General features: G+C 72.5%; 14 protein-coding genes and 1 pseudogene. 11 read left to right on the plus strand and 4 right to left on the minus strand.

Features of this window, described 5'->3' with window-relative positions; translation table 11 throughout:
• Nucleotides 1-20 precede the first annotated feature (20 nt).
• A complete protein-coding gene (locus tag ACYVGN_RS10755; RefSeq protein ID WP_055992574.1) occupies nt 21-1,100 on the minus strand; it encodes an NADH:flavin oxidoreductase/NADH oxidase in 1,080 nt (359 codons plus the stop codon).
• A gap of 53 nt (nt 1,101-1,153) precedes the next feature.
• Between ACYVGN_RS10755 and ACYVGN_RS10760 the strand changes: the two genes are divergently transcribed.
• From ACYVGN_RS10760 to ACYVGN_RS10795, 8 genes are all read left to right on the plus strand, one after another.
• Nucleotides 1,154-1,993 carry an ADP-dependent NAD(P)H-hydrate dehydratase gene (locus tag ACYVGN_RS10760; RefSeq protein ID WP_460790706.1) on the plus strand — a complete coding sequence of 280 codons (840 nt, stop codon included), beginning with the start codon at nt 1,154-1,156 and terminating at the stop codon, nt 1,991-1,993.
• Nucleotides 1,994-2,016: 23 nt separating this feature from the next.
• Complete coding sequence (locus ACYVGN_RS10765) at nt 2,017-3,234, plus strand: hypothetical protein (protein WP_460790708.1); 1,218 nt, start codon at nt 2,017-2,019, stop codon at nt 3,232-3,234.
• Nucleotides 3,235-3,257: 23 nt separating this feature from the next.
• Nucleotides 3,258-3,587 (plus strand): thiamine-binding protein, encoded by a 330-nt coding sequence (locus tag ACYVGN_RS10770; RefSeq protein WP_460790710.1) that lies wholly within the window; start codon nt 3,258-3,260, stop codon nt 3,585-3,587.
• A 202-nt stretch (nt 3,588-3,789) separates the two neighbouring features.
• On the plus strand, nt 3,790-5,256 hold the full coding sequence (locus tag ACYVGN_RS10775; protein ID WP_460790712.1) for a DUF3375 domain-containing protein: 1,467 nt from the start codon (nt 3,790-3,792) through the stop codon (nt 5,254-5,256).
• Nucleotides 5,253-5,909: a DUF4194 domain-containing protein gene (locus ACYVGN_RS10780; RefSeq protein WP_460790714.1), complete on the plus strand. Its 657-nt coding sequence runs from the start codon at nt 5,253-5,255 to the stop codon at nt 5,907-5,909. The genes ACYVGN_RS10775 and ACYVGN_RS10780 overlap by 4 nt, the downstream gene beginning before the upstream one ends.
• Nucleotides 5,906-9,235 carry an ATP-binding protein gene (locus ACYVGN_RS10785; protein ID WP_460790716.1) on the plus strand — a complete coding sequence of 1,110 codons (3,330 nt, stop codon included), beginning with the start codon at nt 5,906-5,908 and terminating at the stop codon, nt 9,233-9,235. Before ACYVGN_RS10780 ends, ACYVGN_RS10785 begins: the two co-directional genes overlap by 4 nt.
• Nucleotides 9,236-9,324: 89 nt before the next feature.
• The gene (locus tag ACYVGN_RS10790; protein WP_460790718.1) at nt 9,325-10,392 is read left to right on the plus strand and encodes a Wadjet anti-phage system protein JetD domain-containing protein; all 1,068 of its coding nucleotides are present in this window, start codon (nt 9,325-9,327) and stop codon (nt 10,390-10,392) included.
• A gap of 66 nt (nt 10,393-10,458) precedes the next feature.
• Nucleotides 10,459-11,676, plus strand: a complete 1,218-nt coding sequence (locus ACYVGN_RS10795; protein WP_460790720.1) for an MFS transporter — start codon at nt 10,459-10,461, stop codon at nt 11,674-11,676.
• Between the two features lie 22 nt (nt 11,677-11,698).
• Here ACYVGN_RS10795 and ACYVGN_RS10800 read toward each other — a convergent pair whose 3' ends face one another.
• The gene (locus ACYVGN_RS10800; RefSeq protein ID WP_230667712.1) at nt 11,699-12,166 is read right to left on the minus strand and encodes an Lrp/AsnC family transcriptional regulator; all 468 of its coding nucleotides are present in this window, start codon (nt 12,164-12,166) and stop codon (nt 11,699-11,701) included.
• A gap of 112 nt (nt 12,167-12,278) precedes the next feature.
• Here ACYVGN_RS10800 and ACYVGN_RS10805 point away from each other — a divergent pair, with 112 nt between their 5' ends.
• From ACYVGN_RS10805 to ACYVGN_RS10815, 3 genes are read left to right on the plus strand one after another with little or no spacing between them, the layout of a single operon-like run.
• Nucleotides 12,279-13,694, plus strand: a complete 1,416-nt coding sequence (locus ACYVGN_RS10805) for a flavin monoamine oxidase family protein (RefSeq protein WP_460790723.1) — start codon at nt 12,279-12,281, stop codon at nt 13,692-13,694.
• Between the two features lie 28 nt (nt 13,695-13,722).
• Nucleotides 13,723-15,303, plus strand: coding sequence for an APC family permease (locus ACYVGN_RS10810; protein WP_460790725.1), 1,581 nt, complete (start codon nt 13,723-13,725; stop codon nt 15,301-15,303).
• Nucleotides 15,300-16,682, plus strand: coding sequence for an NAD-dependent succinate-semialdehyde dehydrogenase (locus ACYVGN_RS10815; protein ID WP_460790727.1), 1,383 nt, complete (start codon nt 15,300-15,302; stop codon nt 16,680-16,682). Before ACYVGN_RS10810 ends, ACYVGN_RS10815 begins: the two co-directional genes overlap by 4 nt.
• 107 nt (nt 16,683-16,789) lie before the next feature.
• Here ACYVGN_RS10815 and ACYVGN_RS10820 read toward each other — a convergent pair whose 3' ends face one another.
• A complete protein-coding gene (locus ACYVGN_RS10820; protein ID WP_460790729.1) occupies nt 16,790-18,472 on the minus strand; it encodes an amidase in 1,683 nt (560 codons plus the stop codon).
• Nucleotides 18,469-19,519: pseudogene (locus ACYVGN_RS10825) on the minus strand (agmatine deiminase family protein). Before ACYVGN_RS10825 ends, ACYVGN_RS10820 begins: the two are co-directional and overlap by 4 nt.
• Nucleotides 19,520-19,572: the final 53 nt, after the last annotated feature.

Consider the following 19,572-nt stretch of genomic DNA (forward strand, 5'->3'; position numbering starts at 1 on the left):
GATCCGCACCGGATCGGGCGTCAGGACGGGCGGCGGAAGGCGCGGAGGTACTGCGGCGGCCAGAGGCCCTCGGGGTCCTCGCCGAGCTCGGTTGCGGCGCGCAGGCCGAAGTGCGGGTCGCGCAGCCACTCGCGGGCCGCGAAGATCACGTCGGCGTGGCCGGCCTGCAGGATGGCCTCGGCCTGCGTGCCGGTCGTGATGATGCCGACCGCGCCCACGGGGGCGTCCGACAGCTCCCGCACGCGCGCCGCGAACGGCACCTGGTAGCCCGGCCCGACCTTCAGCTCCTGGTGGGCGACCAGGCCCGCGCTCGAGACGTCGATCAGGTCGGCGCCGGCCTCGACCGCCCAGCGCGACACCTGGGCGATGTCGTCCGGCTCGAGGCCGCCCGGCGCGGCGTCCGAGGCCGAGAAGCGCACGAGCAGGGGCACGTCCTCGCCGACCTCCGCGCGCACGGCGCGCACGACCTCGAGCGTGATCCGCGCGCGGTTCTCGAGCGAGCCGCCCCACGCGTCGTCCCGCTGGTTCGACAGCGGCGACAGGAACTCGTGGAGCAGGTAGCCGTGTGCGGCATGCACCTCGAGCACGTCGAAGCGCGCGTCGATCGCGCGGCGCGCCGCCGCCCGGAAGGCGTCGACGACGCGCTGGATGCCCGCCTCGTCGAGCGCGACGGGCTCGGCGTAGCCCTCGTACGCGATGGCGGAGGGCGCGACCGTGGTCCAGCCGCCCGCCTCGGCCGGGACGGTGCCGTGCTCGCCGGAGAACGGCGACCAGGTCGACGCCTTGCGGCCCGCGTGGGCGAGCTGCAGGCCCGCACGCGCGCCGCGCGCGTGCACCGCGGCGACCACGCGCGCCCACGCGTCGCGCTGCGCGTCGTTCCAGAGGCCCACGTCCTGGGGCGAGATCCTGCCCTCGGGCACGACCGCCGTCGCCTCCGCGACCACCAGGCCGGCGCCGCCCGATGCGAACTGCGCGAGGTGCACGTGGTGCCAGTCGTTGGGCACGCCGTCCAGCGCGCTGTACTGGCACATCGGCGCCACCCACAGCCGGTTCCGGAACGTCACGTCGCGCAGGGTCAGCGGGCTGAACAGCAGGCTCATGGATCTCCGTTCTCGCCGGTCCGCGGACGGGCGATGGCGTTATCGTGGCGGGCATGACGGTTGCCCGGGAGTGGACGGCGGCGGACACCGCGGCCGTCCTCCGGGTGCCAACCGGGGACGCCCACAAGTATTCCCGCGGAGTGGTGGGGCTGCGCACCGGGTCGCCGACGTACCCCGGCGCCGCGGTGCTGACCGCCGAGGGCGCCGCGCGCGCTGGTGCGGGGATGGTGCGCTGGCTCGGCGACGCCGAGGTGGCCCGGCTCGTGATGCAGCGCCGCCCCGAGGTCGTGACGACGCCCGGGCGCGTCGACGCGTGGGCCGTCGGATCGGGCACGGACCCGGACGCGCGCGAGCCGGGGGAGGCCGCGCTGCTGCGCGAGATCCTCGTGGGCGACGCTCCGGTGGTCGTGGACGCCGGCGCGCTGGACCTGGTGGCGGACGCGACCGCGCCGCTCATCGTGACGCCGCATGCGGGAGAGTTCGCGAAGCTGCGCGCGAGCCTGGGACTCGACGGCCCCGCGGAGGACGTCGGCGCCGTCGCCGAGACCGCGGCCGCGCTCGGCGGGGTCGTGCTGCGCAAGGGATCCGAGACCGTGGTGGCGACGCCCTCGGGCGTCGTGCGCGCCGTGCGCGCGGGGACGCCGTGGCTCGCGACCGCGGGCACGGGGGATGTGCTCGCGGGGGCGCTGGGCGCGCTCGTCGCGGCCGCCGCGGCGGAGGGCACCGTCGGCGCCGAGGAGCTCGGCGCGCTCGCCGCCGCGGCCGCGTGGCTGCACGGCACCGCGGGCCGGCTCGCGGCGCGCGTGGACGGGGAGGTCCCCGGTCACCCGATCGCCGCGCTCGACGTCGCCGAGCACCTGCCCGCCGCGTTCGCCCTCGCGCTGAGCGCCTGAGCGGCGTTCCTAGGATGGGACGCGTGCGCGGACGGATCATGATGTGGGTCGCGTTCGCGGCCGTCCACCTGATCGTCGGATGGCTGGGCTGGGCCCTGCCGAACCAGCCGATGGGCGACGTGTACCTGGTGTACGAGCCCTGGTCGACCGCCGCGCTGCGCGGCACGGACATCGTCGGGATCACCGAGCCGTGGGTGTACCCGCACCTGGCGCTCGCGCCCATGATGCTCACCCACGCGCTCGCGTGGCTGGGCGGCTACACGCAGGCGTGGGCCGTGCTTGTCACGCTGTGCGACGCGGCGGCGTTCCGGCTGCTCCTGGGCGACGGGCGCTCCCGGGGGCGGCGCGCGGCGGCCCGCTTCTGGCTGGCGTTCGTCCTGCTGCTCGGTCCGGTGGGGATGTACCGGATCGACGCCGTGACGGTGTCGCTTGCGATCGCGGGCCTGCTGTGGGTGGCGCGGCGCCCGATGGCGGCGTCCGCGCTCCTGGCCGCCGGCGCGTGGATCAAGGTGTGGCCGGCCGCCCTGCTTGCGGCAGCGTTCGTCGCGGTGCGTCGCCGGCTCGACATCGTCGCGGGCGCGCTCGTGACCTCGGCGGTCGTCGCGGGGGCCGTGGTCCTCGCAGGCGGCGCCGCGCACCTGCTCGGATACGTCACGGCGCAGACCGACCGCGGCCTGCAGCTCGAGGCGCCCGTGAGCAGCGTCTACCTGTGGGGTGCGGTGCTCGACGTGGACGGCTGGTGGCTGTTCTACGACGAGGACATCCTGACCTTCCAGGTCACCGGCCCGCACGTCGACATCGTGATCGCGGCGATGACGCCCGCGCTCGCGCTCGCCGCGGGGGCCATCCTGCTGCTCGGGGCCGTGAAGGCGCGACGCGGGGCGCCGGTCGTGCGGCTCCTGCCGCCGCTCGCGCTCGCTCTCGTGGTCGCGCTCATCGCGCTGAACAAGGTCGGCTCGCCGCAGTTCCACGACTGGCTCATCGCGCCGCTCGTCCTGTGGATCGTGCTGGACCGCCGCCGGGCGAGGCCGCTCGCGGCGCTCGCGCTGCTGTCGGCCGCGCTGACGCAGGTAGTCTACCCGCTGCTGTACGGCGAGCTGCTCGCCGCGCAGCCCGTCGCGGCCGCCGCGCTCACCGCCCGCAATCTCGTGCTCGTCGTCCTGCTGGTCTGGGCGGTGGTGCGGGTCGCCCGCGTGCCGGTCCGCCTGCGCCGGGACGCCCCCGTCGTCTCCGTCCCCTGATCGCCCCGTCGAAAGGACCCCTCATGCTCGTCGCCTTCTCCGTCGCTCCCTCCGGTTCGAACGCCGCAAACCCCGACGGCTCCGTGCACGACGCGGTCGCCGCCGCCGTCAAGGTCGTCCGCGAATCCGGCCTCGCGCACCGCACGACGTCGATGTTCACCGAGATCGAGGGCGAGACCTGGGATGAGGTCATGGACGTCGTCAAGCGCGCGACCGAGGCCGTGATGCCCTTCGGATCGCGCGTCTCGCTGGTGCTGAAGGCCGACATCCGCCCGGGGTACACGGGCGAGCTCGACGGCAAGATCGAGCGGCTCGAGGCCGCGATCGCGGAGCGCGACGCCGGCGCCGGCTGAAGCGCGCCCGGCACCCGCCGGACTGTCGATGGATTCGAGGACCCGACCGGAGCATCTGCGAGCCGTCCACATCCGCCGCCTGGTCCGGCGGCGCGGATCGCTCGATGCCGGGCAGCGGGCCGCGCCGGATGCGGCACTCGCAGACTCCCTCGCCCTCTGACAGCGGGACGGCGATGTCCGGCACCACCGGCAGGATAGGAGCATGTCCGTTCTCGCGCGTGCGCTGGCGATCCGGCGGCTCATCGAGCCCGCAGGCGGTAACGCCGCGCTGCGTCTGCTGCGATCGTCCAACCTGCCCTTGGCGGGTGCCCTGCTGCCCACGCACCTCGGGGCGCCGGGTGCGAGGATCCCGACAGCCGAACTGCACGAGCGGCTCGACATCGATCTGGAGGAGCTGCGCCCTCATCTCGAGCTCCCGGAGCGCACGGGCAAGGCGTACTGCGACGACTGGCGTGCCGCGGGTCTGCTCGTGCGACGTGCGGCGAGCGACGCCAGGGGCGAGACCTACGAACTGTCGCCCGACGCCATCGACGCGCTTCGGGTGCTCGAGCAGCTCGAGGCGCCTCGGACGGCCCTCACCGAGTCCCGGCTCGTGAGCCTGGCGGCCGCGGTGCGGCAGCTGGCGATCGACACCGACCCCGACGTCACGCGCCGAATCGACGGGCTCCGGGCTGAGAGAACCCGCCTGGACGCCGAGATCGCGCGCCTCGAATCGGGGGACATCGAGCCGGTGGATGAGCGCCGTGCCCGGGAACGCGCCACCGAGGTGCTCGTGATGGCGCAGGATCTCCCCACGGACTTCGCACGTGTGCGAGCGCAGTTCGAAGCGCTCAACCACGACCTGCGCGCACGGATCCTCGACTCGAGCAAGACCCCCGGGAGCGTGCTGGACGACGTATTCCGCGGCGTCGACCTCATCGAGTCCTCCGACGAGGGGCGCACGTTCACCGCGTTCGCGGCTCTCGTGCGCGACGCCGAGCGCTCGGACGAGCTCGAGTCGGACCTGTCGGCGGTGCTGTCACGGGACTTCGCACTCGCGCTCGCGCCCGAGGCGCGACGGATACTGCGCGCCCTCGTGAGGCAGCTCAAGTCCGGCAGCAGGGAGGTGCAGGTGGTGCTGACCGAGTTCGCGCGGGGGCTGAGGCGCTACGTCCAGTCCCACGAGTTCCAGCGCGACCGCGCGCTGCGCGACGCGATCCAGGAAGCGCTCGCCGCCGCCGTCCCGGCGAGCCGACGGGTGAAGCCGTACACTGCGGCGGGGATCGAGCTGGAGCTCACGGCGAGCTCGTTGCGGAGCGCGGGTGAGTTGACGCCGCACGACCCCGCCGAGTTCGAGCCGAGCGCGCCGCTCGAGGACGGCGAACCGGGTCTGGTCGACTTCGACAGCCTCGCAGCGATCGCCCGGGAGACCGAGATCGATTTCGTCGAGCTCACGGAGGCGGTGAACCGCGTCGTCGCGCGGGGAGAGCCGGCGTCGGTCGGGGAGGTGCTCGAAGCGCACCCGGCGAGCCAGGGCCTCGCGAGCGTCATCGGCCTGCTGTCGCTCGCCACGCGCCACGGAGCGATCGACGGCGGTGTCGCCGAGCGGCTCAGCTGGACCGGAGCCGACGGCGCCGCGCGCTCCGCCGATGTCGAGCGACACGTCTTCACGAAGGAGATCCCGGCATGACCGGTATGGACGCACACGAAGATCCCGCAGAGCACCTCGAGTCGGATGGGCTCTGGCACGGCGATCTCGGCCGGCTGCACGAGCGGTCCCGGCGGGCGCTGCTGGAGGTGCTCAAAGGCCCGTATCTGTCAGGTCGACAGCAGCCTCAGCTGTGGGCGGCCCTGGTCGCCGACGAGCGAGCGATCCGCTCGCGGCTGCACGAGCTCTTCCTCGAACTCGTCATCGATCCCGTCGATGAGTTCGCGTTCGTGCGAAAGGTGCGGACAGACGAGATCGACGTGCCCAGCGCGCTGCGGTCGGAGGCGCTGACCTTCATCGATACGGCCATGCTGCTCGTCCTGCGGCAGATCCAGCTTTCGGCGATGGGCGACCGGCGCGTGATCGCGGGACGCGACGAGGTGTACGACCGACTCGCGGTCTATCGTGCCGGCGCAGATGAGGGCACCTTCGAACGCAACCTCAACGCGGCGTGGACCCGGATGAAGAGCAGGTTCCGGGTCATCCACGACGTCGGCGACGACCGAGTCGAGATCTCGCCGGTCGTGCGGTACCTCATCGACGAGGAGAGGGTGCGCGCGCTGGCCGTCGTGTATGGGGACATCGCGTCCGGCGCCGGTGCGGGTGGACGCGATGACGTGGAGGAGAAGGCATGACCGACACGGATGCGCTGCGCACCGCGGCCGACGGCGCGCTCGCCGTCGGCCAGTGGCGGCTCGCCGAGGTGCAGCTCGCGAACTGGGGCACGTTCGACGGCGTGATCCATCGTGTGCCGATCGCCCGTCAGGGGCACCTTCTCACGGGACCCTCCGGATCGGGCAAGTCCTCCCTGCTCGACGCCATCGCCGCCGTGCTGACCCCCGACAAGTGGCTGCGGTTCAACCAGGCCGCGCAGGGCGCCGGGGCGCGCACCGAGCAGCGCGGGCTCGTCAGCTACGTGCGCGGCGCGTTCTCCCGCGCCGAGGACGAGACCGACGGGCGCGTCGTGAGCACCTACCTGCGTCCCGGTTCCACCTGGAGCGGGATCCTCCTCCGGTACGAGGACGGCGGTGGCGGTACCGCGAGCCTTGCACGCCTGTTCTTCCTCAAGAAGAGCGGTTCTGCGCTCGCGGACCTGCAGGACCTCTGCCTGATCGAACGTGGACCCGTCGACCTGCGTGACCTCGAGGACTTCGCGCGCGGCGGCATCGAGGCGAGGAAGGCGCAGGCGCGCTGGCCCGACGCCCTCATCACCACGAACCGCAGCCACGGTCGCTTCTACGCCCGGCTGCAGTCCATCTTCGGAATCGCGCAGGAGAACGCGCTGCAGCTCCTGCACAAGACTCAGTCGGCCAAGAACCTCGACAGCCTGGACCAGCTGTTCCGCGACTTCATGCTCGACCGACCCGCGACGTTCGACATCGCGGAGACCGCGCGCGAGCAGTTCGGCGAGCTGCGGGACGCCCATGATCGCGTCGTCGACCTGCGTCGTCAGCGCGATCATCTACTGCAGCTGCGAGATGCCTCCACGGTGCTCGACGCCGCGCAGCTCGATGTCGGTCGATCCCAGGTCCTGATCGACGCGAACGTGCCGTACCAGAAGGGCGAGGCGCTTCGACTGGTGCGTGAGGAGCTCGGCGACCTCGATGAGCGGATCGCGCAGCTCGAGATCGACGCGGAACGCGCGCGGGCTGTCGCCGCGCGGGCCGAGGACACCTACCTCGCCGCGCGCGACGCGGCGATGGAACGCGGGGGAGCTGAGGCCGAGCATCTGCAGCAGCGGCTCGACGACGCCCGGCGTGCCGCTCGTGACGTGGGCGAACGGTGGGAGACCCTCGCGCGTCAGCTCGCGACGGTGGGCATCGAGCATGCGCCCGAGACCGCCGAGGAGTTCACGGAGCTCCGCGCAGCCATCGATCGCGAACTCGGCGAGGCGACGAGCGTGACAGGCGCCACGCATCCGCAGCATGAACGACTCACCGTGGCGAAGCGCGAGCTGCGCCGGATCGACGGGGAGATCGACGCGCTGCGCACGAGCGGCACGACCGTGCCGCGGGGGCTGCTCGAGGCCCGGCGTCAGATCGCGGCCGGCGTGGGCGTACCGGCGTCGGCTCTGCCGTTCGCGGCCGAGCTGCTCGAGGTCAGGCCTGAGTTCGACGCCTGGGCGGGCGCGATCGAGCGGGTGCTCCGTCCGCTTGCTCTCACGATGCTGGTGCGGCCGGAGCATCTCCCGGCCGTGCGGCGCTGGGTCGACGCGAACGAGATCGCGGTGCGCCTGGTGTTCGAGGAAGCCGGCGGATCGGCGGGCCCGCCGCGGCCCGCCGCGAGCAGCACCTCGCTCGTCAACCGTGTGCGCGTGGCCCAGGGCCCGTTCGGCACCTGGCTCTCGGCGCGGCTGTCGGAGCAGTTCGACTACGCGTGCGTCGAGACCCCGGACGGGATGGACGAGCATGTCCGGGCCGTCACGATCAACGGCCAGATCAAGTCGTCCCGCACCCGCTACGAGAAGGACGACCGGGTGAGGATCCGTGATCGGGCCGCGTGGGTGCTGGGCGATCGCGCCGCGAAGCTGGAGGCGCTGATCGCCTTGCGCGCAACGGCAGATGCCGAGGTGACCGCCGCACAGCGGGATGTCGATCGCGCCGAGGAGCGCCGGGCGTTCGAAGAGCGCCGGCGCGGGGCGCTCGCGACGCTGCGGGAGGCCTCCTGGCACAGCGTCGATCGGTCGGGCGCCGCCGAGGCTGTCGCCGCGCTCGAGCGGCGACTCGCAGAGCTCACGAAGGCCGATGGCGCGCTGCGCGACGCGATCGTCGTGCGCCAGGCCGCCGAGAGGGATCGAGATGAGGCATCCGCCGTCGACCGCGCCGCGCAGGTCGCGCTCGACGCGGGTCGCGCGGCGCGGGCCGCCGCGGCTGAGGATGAGGCGGGCCTTGTGGCGGAGTTCGATGCCGGACGCGTGGAGCAGGTCGGCGAGCAGACCCGTGCGGAGCTCGCCCGGAGGTTCCGCGCGGTGAAGCGGACGCTCACGCGGCGCGAGCTGGCGGAGATCGGCCAGCGAGTCGGCGGTGTGCTGATCGCCGAGCGGGATGCCGCGATCGGTCGGGCCACGCACGCCGGCAACGACGTGACCCGACTCGCGGCGCAGTTCATCGATCGGTGGCCGGAGGCATCGGCCGAGAGGATCGCCGCCATCGACGACCGCGGCGGCTTCATCGACATGCTCGACCGCATCCTCGCCAACGGCCTGCCCGAGCAGGAGACGCGCTTCCGGACTCTGCTGAGGGATCGCTCGCGCGACCTGATCGGGGACCTGCGCGGCGAGATCCTGGGAGCCACGCGCGCGATCCAGGATCGGATCGACAGCGTGAATGCCGCGCTGCGCCGTTCCGCGTTCGACGAGGGACGCTATCTCCGGCTCCAGGTTCGGCAGGTCCACAGCGCGACGGTCAAGCGCTTCCTCGCCGAGCTGAAGGACATCGCCGACGACAGCTGGACCGACGAGGACGACGCGTCGGCTGAACGCCGCTTCGCCCTCCTGGCCGAGCTGATGCGACGGTTCGGGTCGAGCGACCACATCGACCGTCGCTGGTACGCGGAGTGTCTCGACACCCGCCTGCATGCCACGTTCCGGGCGCACGAGGTCGACGAGCACGACCGCGTGCACGCCACGTACGATTCGGGTGCCGCGATGTCGGGCGGGCAGCAGCAGAAGCTCGTCGTGTTCTGCCTTGCGGCCGCGCTGCGCTACCAGCTCGCGGATCCCGATGCGCCGTTCTCCCGCTACGGCACGATCGTGCTCGACGAGGCGTTCGACAAAGCCGACAGCGGCTACACGAGGATGGCGTTGAACGTGTTCGTGGAGTTCGGCTTCCAGATGATCCTCGCCACGCCGCAGAAGCTGCTGCGAACGATCGAGCCGTACGTGGGGGCCGCGACCTCCGTCGAGAACCCCACCCGGCGGCGCAGCGTGCTCGCGCAGGTCGACTGGCGAGGTCGAGGGTGATCGACGTCGCCGCGGCTCGGGCCATCGCGTCGGCCCGACTCGGCTCGCGCAGATCGACATGGGCGACCGAGCCGCCCTCGGAAGCCCCCGTGCTCACTGTGCCCCTCAGGCCTCCGAGCGAACGGGAGGCGCGGGCGGACCAGGCGGCGGCGCAGTCGTGGGCACGCGAGTGGCTCACGTGGCCCGTCTCGGACGGGGCGGACGTCGAGTGGGCGTCGCGCGAGTGGCGCACGGTGGGCCGGCAGCGCCTTCCGGTGCGTCTGCACCTGCGCGATCCGGACGCCGTCGCGGCGTTCGTCGGCGGCCGGGCCGCCGCGGAGTGGACGCGCTTGAGGGATCGAGCGGCGACGATCCGGGATCACCTGCACGGCGCGGATCCGGCGGCGCTCGCGACCGCGATCCGTCGGCATGCCGCGACGCTCATCGGCTACGGCGACCGCGAGTTCGACCAGGTCCTGGCGGCGGCGGCATGGGTGATCGGCGAGCACGTGCGCGGACTGCGCCCGCGGCAGCTTCCCATCCGCGGCGTCGACAGCAAGTGGTTCGGGGCGCACCGCTCGGTGGTGAGCGCGCTCGCGGCGACGAGCGGCGTCGACGATCTGGGCATCGTGGACGCAGACCCCCTGGTGCGCGTGCGGGTGCTCGATCCGTCGCTGCTTCCCGGTGGTCCGCTCGATTTCGCTGCTCCGGTGGCGCAGCTGCAACTGCTCGCCCTGGCCCCGCGCGGCGCGTTCGTCTTCGAGAATCTCGAGTCGGTGCTGGCGATGCCGGCGTGGCCCGGAGCGATCGCGATCCACGGATCGGGATATGCCGTCGGACGGCTCCGGGACGTGCCGTGGCTGGCGCGAACGCCCGTCGTGTACTGGGGCGACGTGGATTCGAACGGCTTCGCCATCCTCCACCAGCTGAGGGCACACCATGACGACGTCCGGTCAGCGCTGATGGATGAGGAGACGCTGCGCGCGCATTCCGACCTGTGGGTGGTCGAATCGCAGCCTGCCCGGGGGCGATTCGCTCACCTCACGGAGTCGGAGGAGCGGACTCTGGCGGCGCTTCGAGCTGCCGGGGATGTGCGCCTCGAACAGGAGCGCGTGCCCTGGCAGACGGCGGTGGAGGCGCTGTCGGTGGCCTGGGCCGGACTGCCGTCGGTGCCGTGAGCCGCGGACGCGTGCGCGCGGGCCGTCGCGGCGCCCACTCAGCCGAGAGCCCCTACGCTGGAACCCATGACCTCCTCGACCGCGTCGAGGGGGGCGGCGATGTGGGCGCTCCTCTCCCTCGCCATCGGCTCCTTCGGCATCGGCATGACCGAGTTCGTCTCCATGGGGCTGCTCCCGGGCATCGCCCGCGACCTGCTGCCGGACGCGTGGGCGTCCAGCCAGGAGGACGCGATCGCGCAGGCCGGCCTGCTCATCAGCGTCTACGCGCTCGGCGTCGTGATCGGCGCGCCGCTCATCGCGGGGTACGCCGCGCGCTTCCCGCGGCATCGCGTGCTGATCGCGCTCGCGAGCGCCCTCATGCTCGGCAACCTCCTCACCGTCGTGGCGCCGACGTTCGAGACCGCGGCGCTGGCGAGGCTCATCGCGGGTCTGCCGCACGGGGCGTACTTCGGCATCGCGGCGATCGTCGCGGCCGACCTGCTCGGCCCCGGCCGGCGCGCCCAGGGCGTGTCGATCGTGATGAGCGGTCTCACGATCGCGAACGTCGTCGGCGTGCCGCTCGGCACGTGGCTGGGCCAGGTGGCCGGATGGCGCGTCTCGTACGCGGTGGTCGTCGGCGTCTTCGCGCTCGGCGCGCTCATGGTCGCGTTCATCGTGCCGGCCATGCCGGGTGACGGCTCCCGCTCGCTGCGGCACGAGCTCGGCGTCTTCCGCCTCGGCCAGGTGTGGCTCACGCTCGGCGTGGGCGCGATCGGGTTCGGCTCGTTCTTCGCGATCTACAGCTACATCGCGCCGATCATGACCGAGGTCGCCGGCGCGCCGGAGTGGGCCGTGCCGATCGCGCTCGTCGCGACCGGCCTCGGCATGACCGTGGGCAACCTCGTGGGCGGCGTCGTCGCCGACCGCAACCTCGCCCGCGCGATGCTGGCGGCGTTCCTGCTGCTCGCGGCCGGATCGGCCGTGGTGGGCGCGGCGACGGCGCATCCGGTCACGCTCGTGATCGCGATGTTCCTGTTCGGCGCGATCAGCGCGCTCGCGGGCCCCGCCGTCCAGACCCGCCTCATGGACGTCTCGGGCGATCGCCCCACGATCGCCGCGGCGCTGAACCACTCGGGCATGAACGTGGGCAACAGCCTCGGCGCGGCGCTCGGCGGCGGAGTGATCGCGCTCGGCTGGGGCTACGCGGCACCGGCCTGGCTCGGCGTCGTCCTGGCGCTGCTGGGCGTCGGCATCGTGCTCGGCAGCTTCGCGCTCGAGCGCCGCTCGGTCGAGCTGGCCGCCTGAGCCGCGCGGCGGGGGAGACGCGTCAGCGCGTGCCCCACGTGTACTGCTGCTTTCCGAGCTTCAGGTACACGAACGTCTCGGTCGATGCGACGCCCTCGAGCGCGCGGATCTCGGAGTTGAGGATGTCGATCAGCTCGTCGTCGTCGCCGCACAGGACCTCGGCGAGCACGTCGAAGGATCCGGCCGTGAGCACCACGTAGATCACCGAGGGCAGCGCGTTGAGCGCCTCGACCACCTTCCGGGTGTCGCCGGTGACCTTGATGCCGATCATCGCCTGGCGTGCGAACCCGACCTGGAGCGGATCCGTGACGGCGACGATCTGCATGACGCCGGCTTCGGTCAGCTTCTGCACGCGCTGCCGGACGGCCGCCTCGCTGAGACCCACGACCTTCGCGATCTCGGCGTAGGAGCGCCGCCCGTCCTGCTGCAGCTGCTCGATGATCGTCTTCGCCACGTCGTCCAGGACCGGGGTGCTGCGCTTTGTGCTCACACCTCGATTATCGCGCATAGTCGGGCATAACACCACGAAATCCGTAGTGTGGCACGCGGAAAACTTCGGAATCCGTATTCCAAAGCCTGGCCGGATGGCCTATGCTCGCCGCATGACTTCGACCGAGATCACCCGTGACGTCGTCGTCGTGGGAGCCGGCCCGGCCGGCCTCACCGCGGCGACGCGACTGAAGGAGGCCGGCCTCACCGTCGCCGTACTCGAGGCCCGCGACCGCGTGGGCGGCCGCACGTGGACCGACGACATCGACGGCGCGACGCTCGAGATCGGCGGCCAGTGGGTCTCGCCCGACCAGACCGCGCTGCTGGAGCTCCTCGACGAGCTCGGCCTCGAGACCTTCGAGCGCTACCGCGAGGGCGACAGCGTCTACCTCACGAAGGACGGCGAGCTGCGCCGTTTCACGGGCGACATCTTCCCCGTGGCGCCCGAGACCGAGGCCGAACTGGTGCGCCTGATCGAGAAGATCGACGCGCTCGCCGCCGAGGTCGACCCCGACCGGCCCTGGGAGCACCCGCGCGCGGCCGAGCTCGACGCGATCTCGTTCGAGGCGTGGCTCGCGGCCGAGACCGACGACCAGGAGGCCCGCGACAACATCGCCCTGTTCATCGGCCCCGCCATGCTGACCAAGCCCGCGCACGCCTTCTCGGTGCTGCAGGCCCTGCTCATGGCGTCCAGCGCCGGCGGCTTCTCGCACCTGGTCGACGCGGACTTCATCCTCGACAAGCGCATCGTCGGCGGCATGCAGCAGGTGAGCATCCGGCTCGCCGAGCGGCTCGGCGGGGACCTCCACCTCGGACAGCCGGTGCGCCGGATCGCGCACGGCCCGGACGGCGTGACGGTCGCCGCGGACGGCATCACGGTGCGCGCGCAGCGCGTCGTCCTGGCGCACGCGCCGGTGCTGTACAGCCGGATCCAGTTCGATCCGCCGCTGCCGCGCCGCCAGCACCAGCTGCACCAGCACCTCTCGATGGGCCTCGTGATCAAGGTGCACGCGGTCTACGACCGGCCGTTCTGGCGCGAGCAGGGCCTGTCGGGCACCGTGTTCAGCCCCTACCAGCTCGTGCACGAGGCGTACGACAACACCAACCACGGCGACGAGCGCGGCACCCTGGTCGCCTTCGTCTCCGACACGCACGCGGACGACGTCTTCACGCTCCCGGACGAGGAGCGCCGGGCGCGCATCCTCGCGTCCCTCGCGGCGTACTTCGGCCCCGAGGCCGAGAACCCCGTCGTGTACTACGAGAGCGACTGGGGCAGCGAGGAGTGGACCCGCGGCGCGTACGCCGCGAGCTTCGACCTCGGCGGCCTGCACCGCTACGGCGCCGACCTGCGCACGCCCGTCGGGCCCATCCATTTCGCCTGCAGCGACATGGCGGGCGCCGGCTACCAGCACGTCGACGGAGCGGTCCGGATGGGCCGCCTCGTCGCCGACACGATCGCCGCGGACCTGCGCGGCGAGACCCTCCCGGAGCTCGACGCCATCCCCACCGCGTCGATGCTCGTCCGCTGAGCTCCACCCGAACCCCAGAGGAAACCCCATGACAGACACAGTCCAGGCAGAAGACGGCGTCCCGGGCGCCGTCGCCGGCAAAGCCGCGCCCGGTCTCATCACGCAGGTGATCTCGGCCAAGGGCCTCGCCGTCGGCGCGGTCGGCCTGTTCGGCGCCACCGTGATCGGCGTCTCGACCGTCGCACCCGCGTACACCTTCACGATCTCGCTGGGCCCGGCGGTCGCCGAGGTCGGCCCGCAGGCGCCCGCCGTCATCCTGCTGGGGTTCATCCCGATGCTGCTCGTGGCCCTGGGCTACCGGGAGCTCAACAAGTCCATGCCGGACTCCGGCACGACCTTCACGTGGGCCACGCGGGCGTTCGGTCCGTGGGTGGGCTGGATGGCGTCGTGGGGTCTCGTGATCGCCACGGTGCTGGTGCTGTCGAACCTCGCGGCCGTCGCGGTGGACTTCCTGTTCCTGCTGCTCTCGCAGATCACCGGCGTGCCCGGCATCGCCGATCTCACCTACAACCCGTTCATCAACGTCGCGGTGTGCATGGCGTTCATGGTGGGCGCTGCCTACCTGTCCTTCCGCGACATGAAGGAGTCCAAGGTCTTCCAGGTCGTGCTGGTCGGCTTCCAGGTGGCCGTGCTCGTCCTGTTCGCGGTCCTCGCGATAGGCGCCGCGATCTCGGGCGGCGCGCCCAACGCCATCCCGTTCGAGCTGAGCTGGTTCAACCCGCTCACGGTCGGCAGCGTGTCGGCGATCGTCGCGGGCCTGTCGGTCTCGATCTTCATCTTCTGGGGCTGGGACGTCACGCTCACGATGAACGAGGAGACGATCGATCCGGAGCGCACCCCCGGCCGCGCCGCGACGCTCACGGTGGTCGTGGTCGGCGGCCTGTACCTGCTGCTCGCGGTCGCGCTCATCATGTTCGCGGGCGTCGGCGACGGCGAGGGCGGCCTGGTGAACGAGGGCGTCGTCGAGAACGTGTTCTTCGGCCTGGCGGACTCGATCATGGGGCCGTTCGCGTTCCTGATCTCGCTGGCCGTGCTCGTCAGCTCGGCCGCGTCGCTGCAGTCCACGATCATCGGGCCCGCCCGCACGCTGCTCGCGATGGGGCACTACAAGGCGCTGCCGGCGAAGTTCGACTCGGTGAACCCCGTGCACCGCACGCCGGTCTTCGCGATCATCGTGTCGGTCGCCGTGGCCGGGGCGTTCTACGCCGTGATGCGCTTCATCAGCGAGAACGTGCTGTGGGACACCATCCTCACGCTCGGCATGATGATCTGCTTCTACTACGGGCTCACGGCGTTCGCCTGCGTGTGGTTCTTCCGCAGGCAGTGGTTCGACTCGGTGTCGGCGTTCCTGACGCGCTTCCTGTCGCCGCTGGTGGGCGGCATCATCCTGCTCGCGCTGTTCGTGATGACGCTGCGCGACTCGCTCGACCCGTCGTACGGCTCCGGCGAGAACATCGCGGGCGTCGGCCTGGTGGGCGTGCTCGGGCTGCTCATCATCGGGATCGGCGTCGTGATCATGATCGTCATGGCCGTGCGCCAGCCCGCGTTCTTCCGCGGCGAGATCCTGCCCGTCGAGGCCCCTGCGAGCGAGAAGGAGACCATCCGATGACCACCGTGACCACCGCGCCCGCGATGTACGCCGTCGTGAACCCCGCGACGGGGGAGACCGTGGCCGAGTACCCCACGGCGACCGATGCCGAGATCCAGGACGCCATCGCCGCCGCCCACGACGGGTTCGCCGCCTGGCGCGGAGTTCCGGTCGCCGAGCGGGCCGCCGCGCTGCGCCGGGTCGCCGAGCTGCACCGCGAGCGGCGCGACGAGTTCGCCGCCGCGATCGTGCGCGAGATGGGCAAGCCGCTCGCCGCAGCGGAGGGCGAGGTCGACTTCGCCGCGGACATCGTCGAGTTCTACGCCGACAACGCCGAGCGGGTGACGGCGGATCAGCCGCTGGACATCCTGGGGGAGGGCTCCGCCGTGGTGCGCCGCGCGCCGCTCGGGCCGCTGTTCGGGATCATGCCGTGGAACTTCCCGGCGTACCAGGTGGCGCGGTTCGCGGCGCCCAACCTGGCGGTCGGCAACACGATCATCCTGAAGCACGCGCCCCAGTGCCCCGAGTCGGCGGCGATCCTCGAGGCCGTCTATCGCGATGCGGGTCTGCCCGCCGGGGCGTACGTGAACGTGTACGCGACCAACGAGCAGGCCGCGACGATCATCGCGGACCCGCGCGTCCAGGGGGTTTCGGTCACCGGATCGGAGCGCGCCGGATCGGCCGTGGCCGCGCTCGCGGGGCAGCACCTCAAGAAGGTGGCGCTCGAGCTCGGCGGGTCGGACCCGTTCCTGCTGCTGTCGACCGACGACCTCGACACCGTCGTGCAGCACGCCGTCGACGCGCGGCTCGACAACACCGGGCAGGCCTGCAACGCGGCCAAGCGCTTCATCGTGGTCGACGGGCTGTACGACGCCTTCCTCGAGCGGTTCACGGCCGCGATGGCCGCCGCGAAGGTCGGCGACCCGATGGTCGAGGACACCGTGCTCGGTCCGCTGTCGTCGCTCGCGGCCGCCGAACGGCTGCAGGCTCAGGTCGACCGCGCGGTCGCGCAGGGCGCGCGGGTGGAGACCGGCGGCGCCCGCGACGGCGCGTTCTTCCCCGCGACCGTGCTGACCGGCGTGACGCCCGACATGGACGTCTACCGCGAGGAGCTGTTCGGCCCCGTCGCCGTCGTGTACCGCGTGGCGGACGAGGCCGAGGCCGTGCGGCTCGCGAACGACACGCCGTTCGGCCTCGGGTCGTACGTCTACACGACCGACCCCGAGCAGGCCTCGCGCGTCGCCGACGCGATCGACGCCGGCATGGTCTACGTCAACTGCGTCCTCGCCGACAGCCCCGAGCTGCCCTTCGGCGGCGTCAAGCGCAGCGGCACCTCGCGCGAGCTGGGCCTCCTGGCGGCCGACGAGTTCGTCAACAAGAAGCTCATCCGCGTGGCGTGACGCGACGCTGAAGCCGATTCGGTGCCGACCGGCCCTTCTCCTCGTGCAGAAGGGCCGCTCGGCGCCTTTTCGCAGCCTCAGGTGCGTGGCCCGTCGACGTCCGCCGCTCAGGAGACGGGCGGGGTGAGCGGGGGAGGCGTGCGGCGGGAGCCCGTGGCCTCGAAGGCGCACGCGAGGGTCAGCAGCGCGGTGTCGTCGTAGGCGCGGCCCGCGAAGGTCAGGCCCACCGGCATCCCGATGTCGGGCATCGTCCCCGTGGGCACCGTGACGGTGGGGACGCCCAGGTGGCGGATCGCCAGGTTGCCGTTCGCGACCCACACGCCGTTGCGCCAGCCGAGGTCGGCCGACGCGGGGTTCACGTCCATGTCGGCCGGGCCGACGTCGGCCATGACGGGGAAGACGACGGCGTCGAGCCCCAGCCCGTCCATCCACTCCTCGAGGTCCACGCGCCGTGTGCGCTCGAGCCCCTCGAGCCCCTCGGCCAGGTCGGCGAAGTCCTCCAGCGTCGTGCCGGGGTGCGCCGCCGCCCACGCCGGGTAGGCGGCGATGTCGTCGTCGAAGCCCGTGTAGCGGTCGGGCAGCGCGCCCGCGGGATGCGGGAAGATCCGGGAGCCGTCCACGCCTGCGAGCCCCGGGAAGGCCGGGTCGCCGTTCGCGGCGAGGAAGTCGTCCCACGCCCACGCCGACAGGTCGAGGATCTCGCGGTCCAGGAACTCCGGCGACACGAGGCCGCGCGTGCGGATGGTGGACGCGCCCGCGCGATCCCCCTCGTAATTCGACACGAGCGGGAGGTCGACCTCGACGACCTCGGCGCCGGCGGCCTCGAGCGCGGCGCGCGCCTCGCGCCACAGGGCGAGCACGGACGGGCGCGGCTCGATGCGCTGCCCGGTCGGGCCGCCGATGCCGGTGCCGGTGCCGGCATCCGGGTCCATTCCGAGGTACATGCGCGGCACCCCGAGCCGGCGCCCCGCGAGCGACCCCTCGGCCGCGAGAGCGACGTACGACGCGGGCCGGATGTCGGAGGCCCGGGGGATCGGCACCCACGGCTGGGCGCGCCAGAAGTCCCCGCGCGTGCGATCGTCGTCGGCCACGATCACGTCGAGCAGCTCGAGCAGGTCCGCCATCGTGCGGGTGTGCGGCACGACGACGTCCATGGTCGGCACGAGCGGCCAGTTGCCGCGGACGGAGATGACGCCGCGCGAGGGCGTGTACGCGCACAGCGCGTTGCACGACGCCGGGGCGCGGCCGCTGGACCACGTCTCCTCGCCCAGCCCGAAGGCGGCGAAGCTCGCCGCCGTCGCGGTCCCCGACCCGTTGGAGGATCCGGATCCGAACGCGCTCGTCAGGAAGTCGCGGCTGTAGGGGCTCTCCGCGCGACCGTACAGGCCGCGCTGCATGCCGCCGTTGGCCATGGGCGGCATGTTCGTCAGCCCCAGGCAGATCGCGCCGCCCGCGCGCAGCCGCTCGATCGCGAACGCGTCGCGCTGCGCGATCAGATGGGCGAACGCCGGGCTGCCCGCCGCGGCCGTGAGGCCGCGGACCAGGTAGCTGTCCTTGGCGGTGTAGGGGACGCCGTCGAGCGGACCGAGCGTCGCGCCGGCCGCGCGCCGGGCGTCGGACGCGGCGGCCTCGGCGAGAGCCTCGGGGTTGCGCACGACGATCGAGTTCAGCTCCCGGTCGTACGCTTCGATGCGCGCGAGGTAGGCATCGACCAGCTCGACCGCCGTGGCACGACCCTGCTCGAGCGCCGCGCGCAGGTCGGCGATGGACGCCTCGTGGACCTCGATCATCGGGCACCCCCGTCGGCGGCGACGGCCGGCTGCTGCTGGGTGATGCAGTGGATGCCGCCGCCGCGCGCGAAGATCTCGCGCGCGTCGACCGTCGCGACCTCGCGGCCGGGGTACGCGTCGGCGAGGATCGCCGCCGCCCGCGCATCCGCGTCCGGCTCCCCGAAACCGCACGCGATCACGCCGCCGTTCACGACGAGGTGGTTCACGTAGCTCCAGTCCACCGGGCCGTGCGCGTCGGTCAGCGTGGCGGGCGCGGGGAGGTCGACGACATCGAGGCGCCGGCCTGCGGCATCCGTCTGCTCGGCGAGGATGGCGCGCAGCTCGCGGGTGACGGCGTGATCCGGATGCGCGGGGTCGTCCTGGCGGTGCAGCAGCACGCGCCCGGGAGAGGGCAGGGTCGCGACGATGTCGACGTGGCCGTTCGTGCCGAGGTCGTCGTAGTCGCGCGTCAGCCCGCGCGGCAGCCAGATGGCGCGCGCGGCGCCGATCGTGCGCGCGAGCTCCGCCTCGACCCGCGCACGGTCCGCGTGCGGGTTGCGGCGCGGGTCGAGCTGCACGGTCTCGGTGAGCAGCACGGTGCCCTCGCCGTCGACGTGGATGCCGCCGCCCTCGTTCACGAGCAGCGAGCTCACGACCTCGGCGTCCGCGTGCTCGGCGACGATGCGCGCGATGCCGGCGGACAGCGTCCACTCGGCCCAGGCGGGGGAGCCCCAGCCGTTGAAGACCCAGTCGACGGCGCCCAGCACTCCCGGCCGGTCCTCGTCCAGCACGAACCGTCGGGCCGCAGTCGCGCATCCAGAACTCGTCGAGCGGCGCCTCGACGATCGCGATGTCGGACGACAGCATGCGGCGCGCACGGGCGGTCTCGCTCGGGTCGACCACCATCGTGACGGGCTCGAAGCGCGCCACCGCGTGGGCGACGGCCGCCCACGCTTCGTACCCGGCTTCGCGTTCGGCCGCGGTGCCGCCGAGAGTGAGGCCCTCGCGCGGGAAGGCCATCCAGGTCCGCTCGTGCGGTGCGGTCTCCGCGGGCATCCGCCACGTCATGCTGTCTCCCCGGCATGATCGACGGCGTCAACGCCCAGGCTCTCGTGCGCTGG

It is taken from the genome of Microbacterium lacusdiani, from assembly GCF_054779895.1.

Bases quoted from the DNA above. Each gene is read 5' to 3' on its own strand.
- ACYVGN_RS10770 (WP_460790710.1), top strand. From the start codon at position 3,258: ATGCTCGTCGCCTTCTCCGTCGCTCCCTCCGGTTCGAACGCCGCAAAC.
- ACYVGN_RS10815 (WP_460790727.1), top strand. From the start codon at position 15,300: ATGACCACCGTGACCACCGCGCCCGCGATGTACGCCGTCGTGAACCCC.
- ACYVGN_RS10795 (WP_460790720.1), top strand. From the start codon at position 10,459: ATGACCTCCTCGACCGCGTCGAGGGGGGCGGCGATGTGGGCGCTCCTC.
- ACYVGN_RS10820 (WP_460790729.1), bottom strand. From the start codon at position 18,472: ATGATCGAGGTCCACGAGGCGTCCATCGCCGACCTGCGCGCGGCGCTC.
- ACYVGN_RS10780 (WP_460790714.1), top strand. From the start codon at position 5,253: ATGACCGGTATGGACGCACACGAAGATCCCGCAGAGCACCTCGAGTCG.
- ACYVGN_RS10810 (WP_460790725.1), top strand. From the start codon at position 13,723: ATGACAGACACAGTCCAGGCAGAAGACGGCGTCCCGGGCGCCGTCGCC.
- ACYVGN_RS10805 (WP_460790723.1), top strand. From the start codon at position 12,279: ATGACTTCGACCGAGATCACCCGTGACGTCGTCGTCGTGGGAGCCGGC.
- ACYVGN_RS10755 (WP_055992574.1), bottom strand. From the start codon at position 1,100: ATGAGCCTGCTGTTCAGCCCGCTGACCCTGCGCGACGTGACGTTCCGG.
- ACYVGN_RS10775 (WP_460790712.1), top strand. From the start codon at position 3,790: ATGTCCGTTCTCGCGCGTGCGCTGGCGATCCGGCGGCTCATCGAGCCC.
- ACYVGN_RS10760 (WP_460790706.1), top strand. From the start codon at position 1,154: ATGACGGTTGCCCGGGAGTGGACGGCGGCGGACACCGCGGCCGTCCTC.
- ACYVGN_RS10785 (WP_460790716.1), top strand. From the start codon at position 5,906: ATGACCGACACGGATGCGCTGCGCACCGCGGCCGACGGCGCGCTCGCC.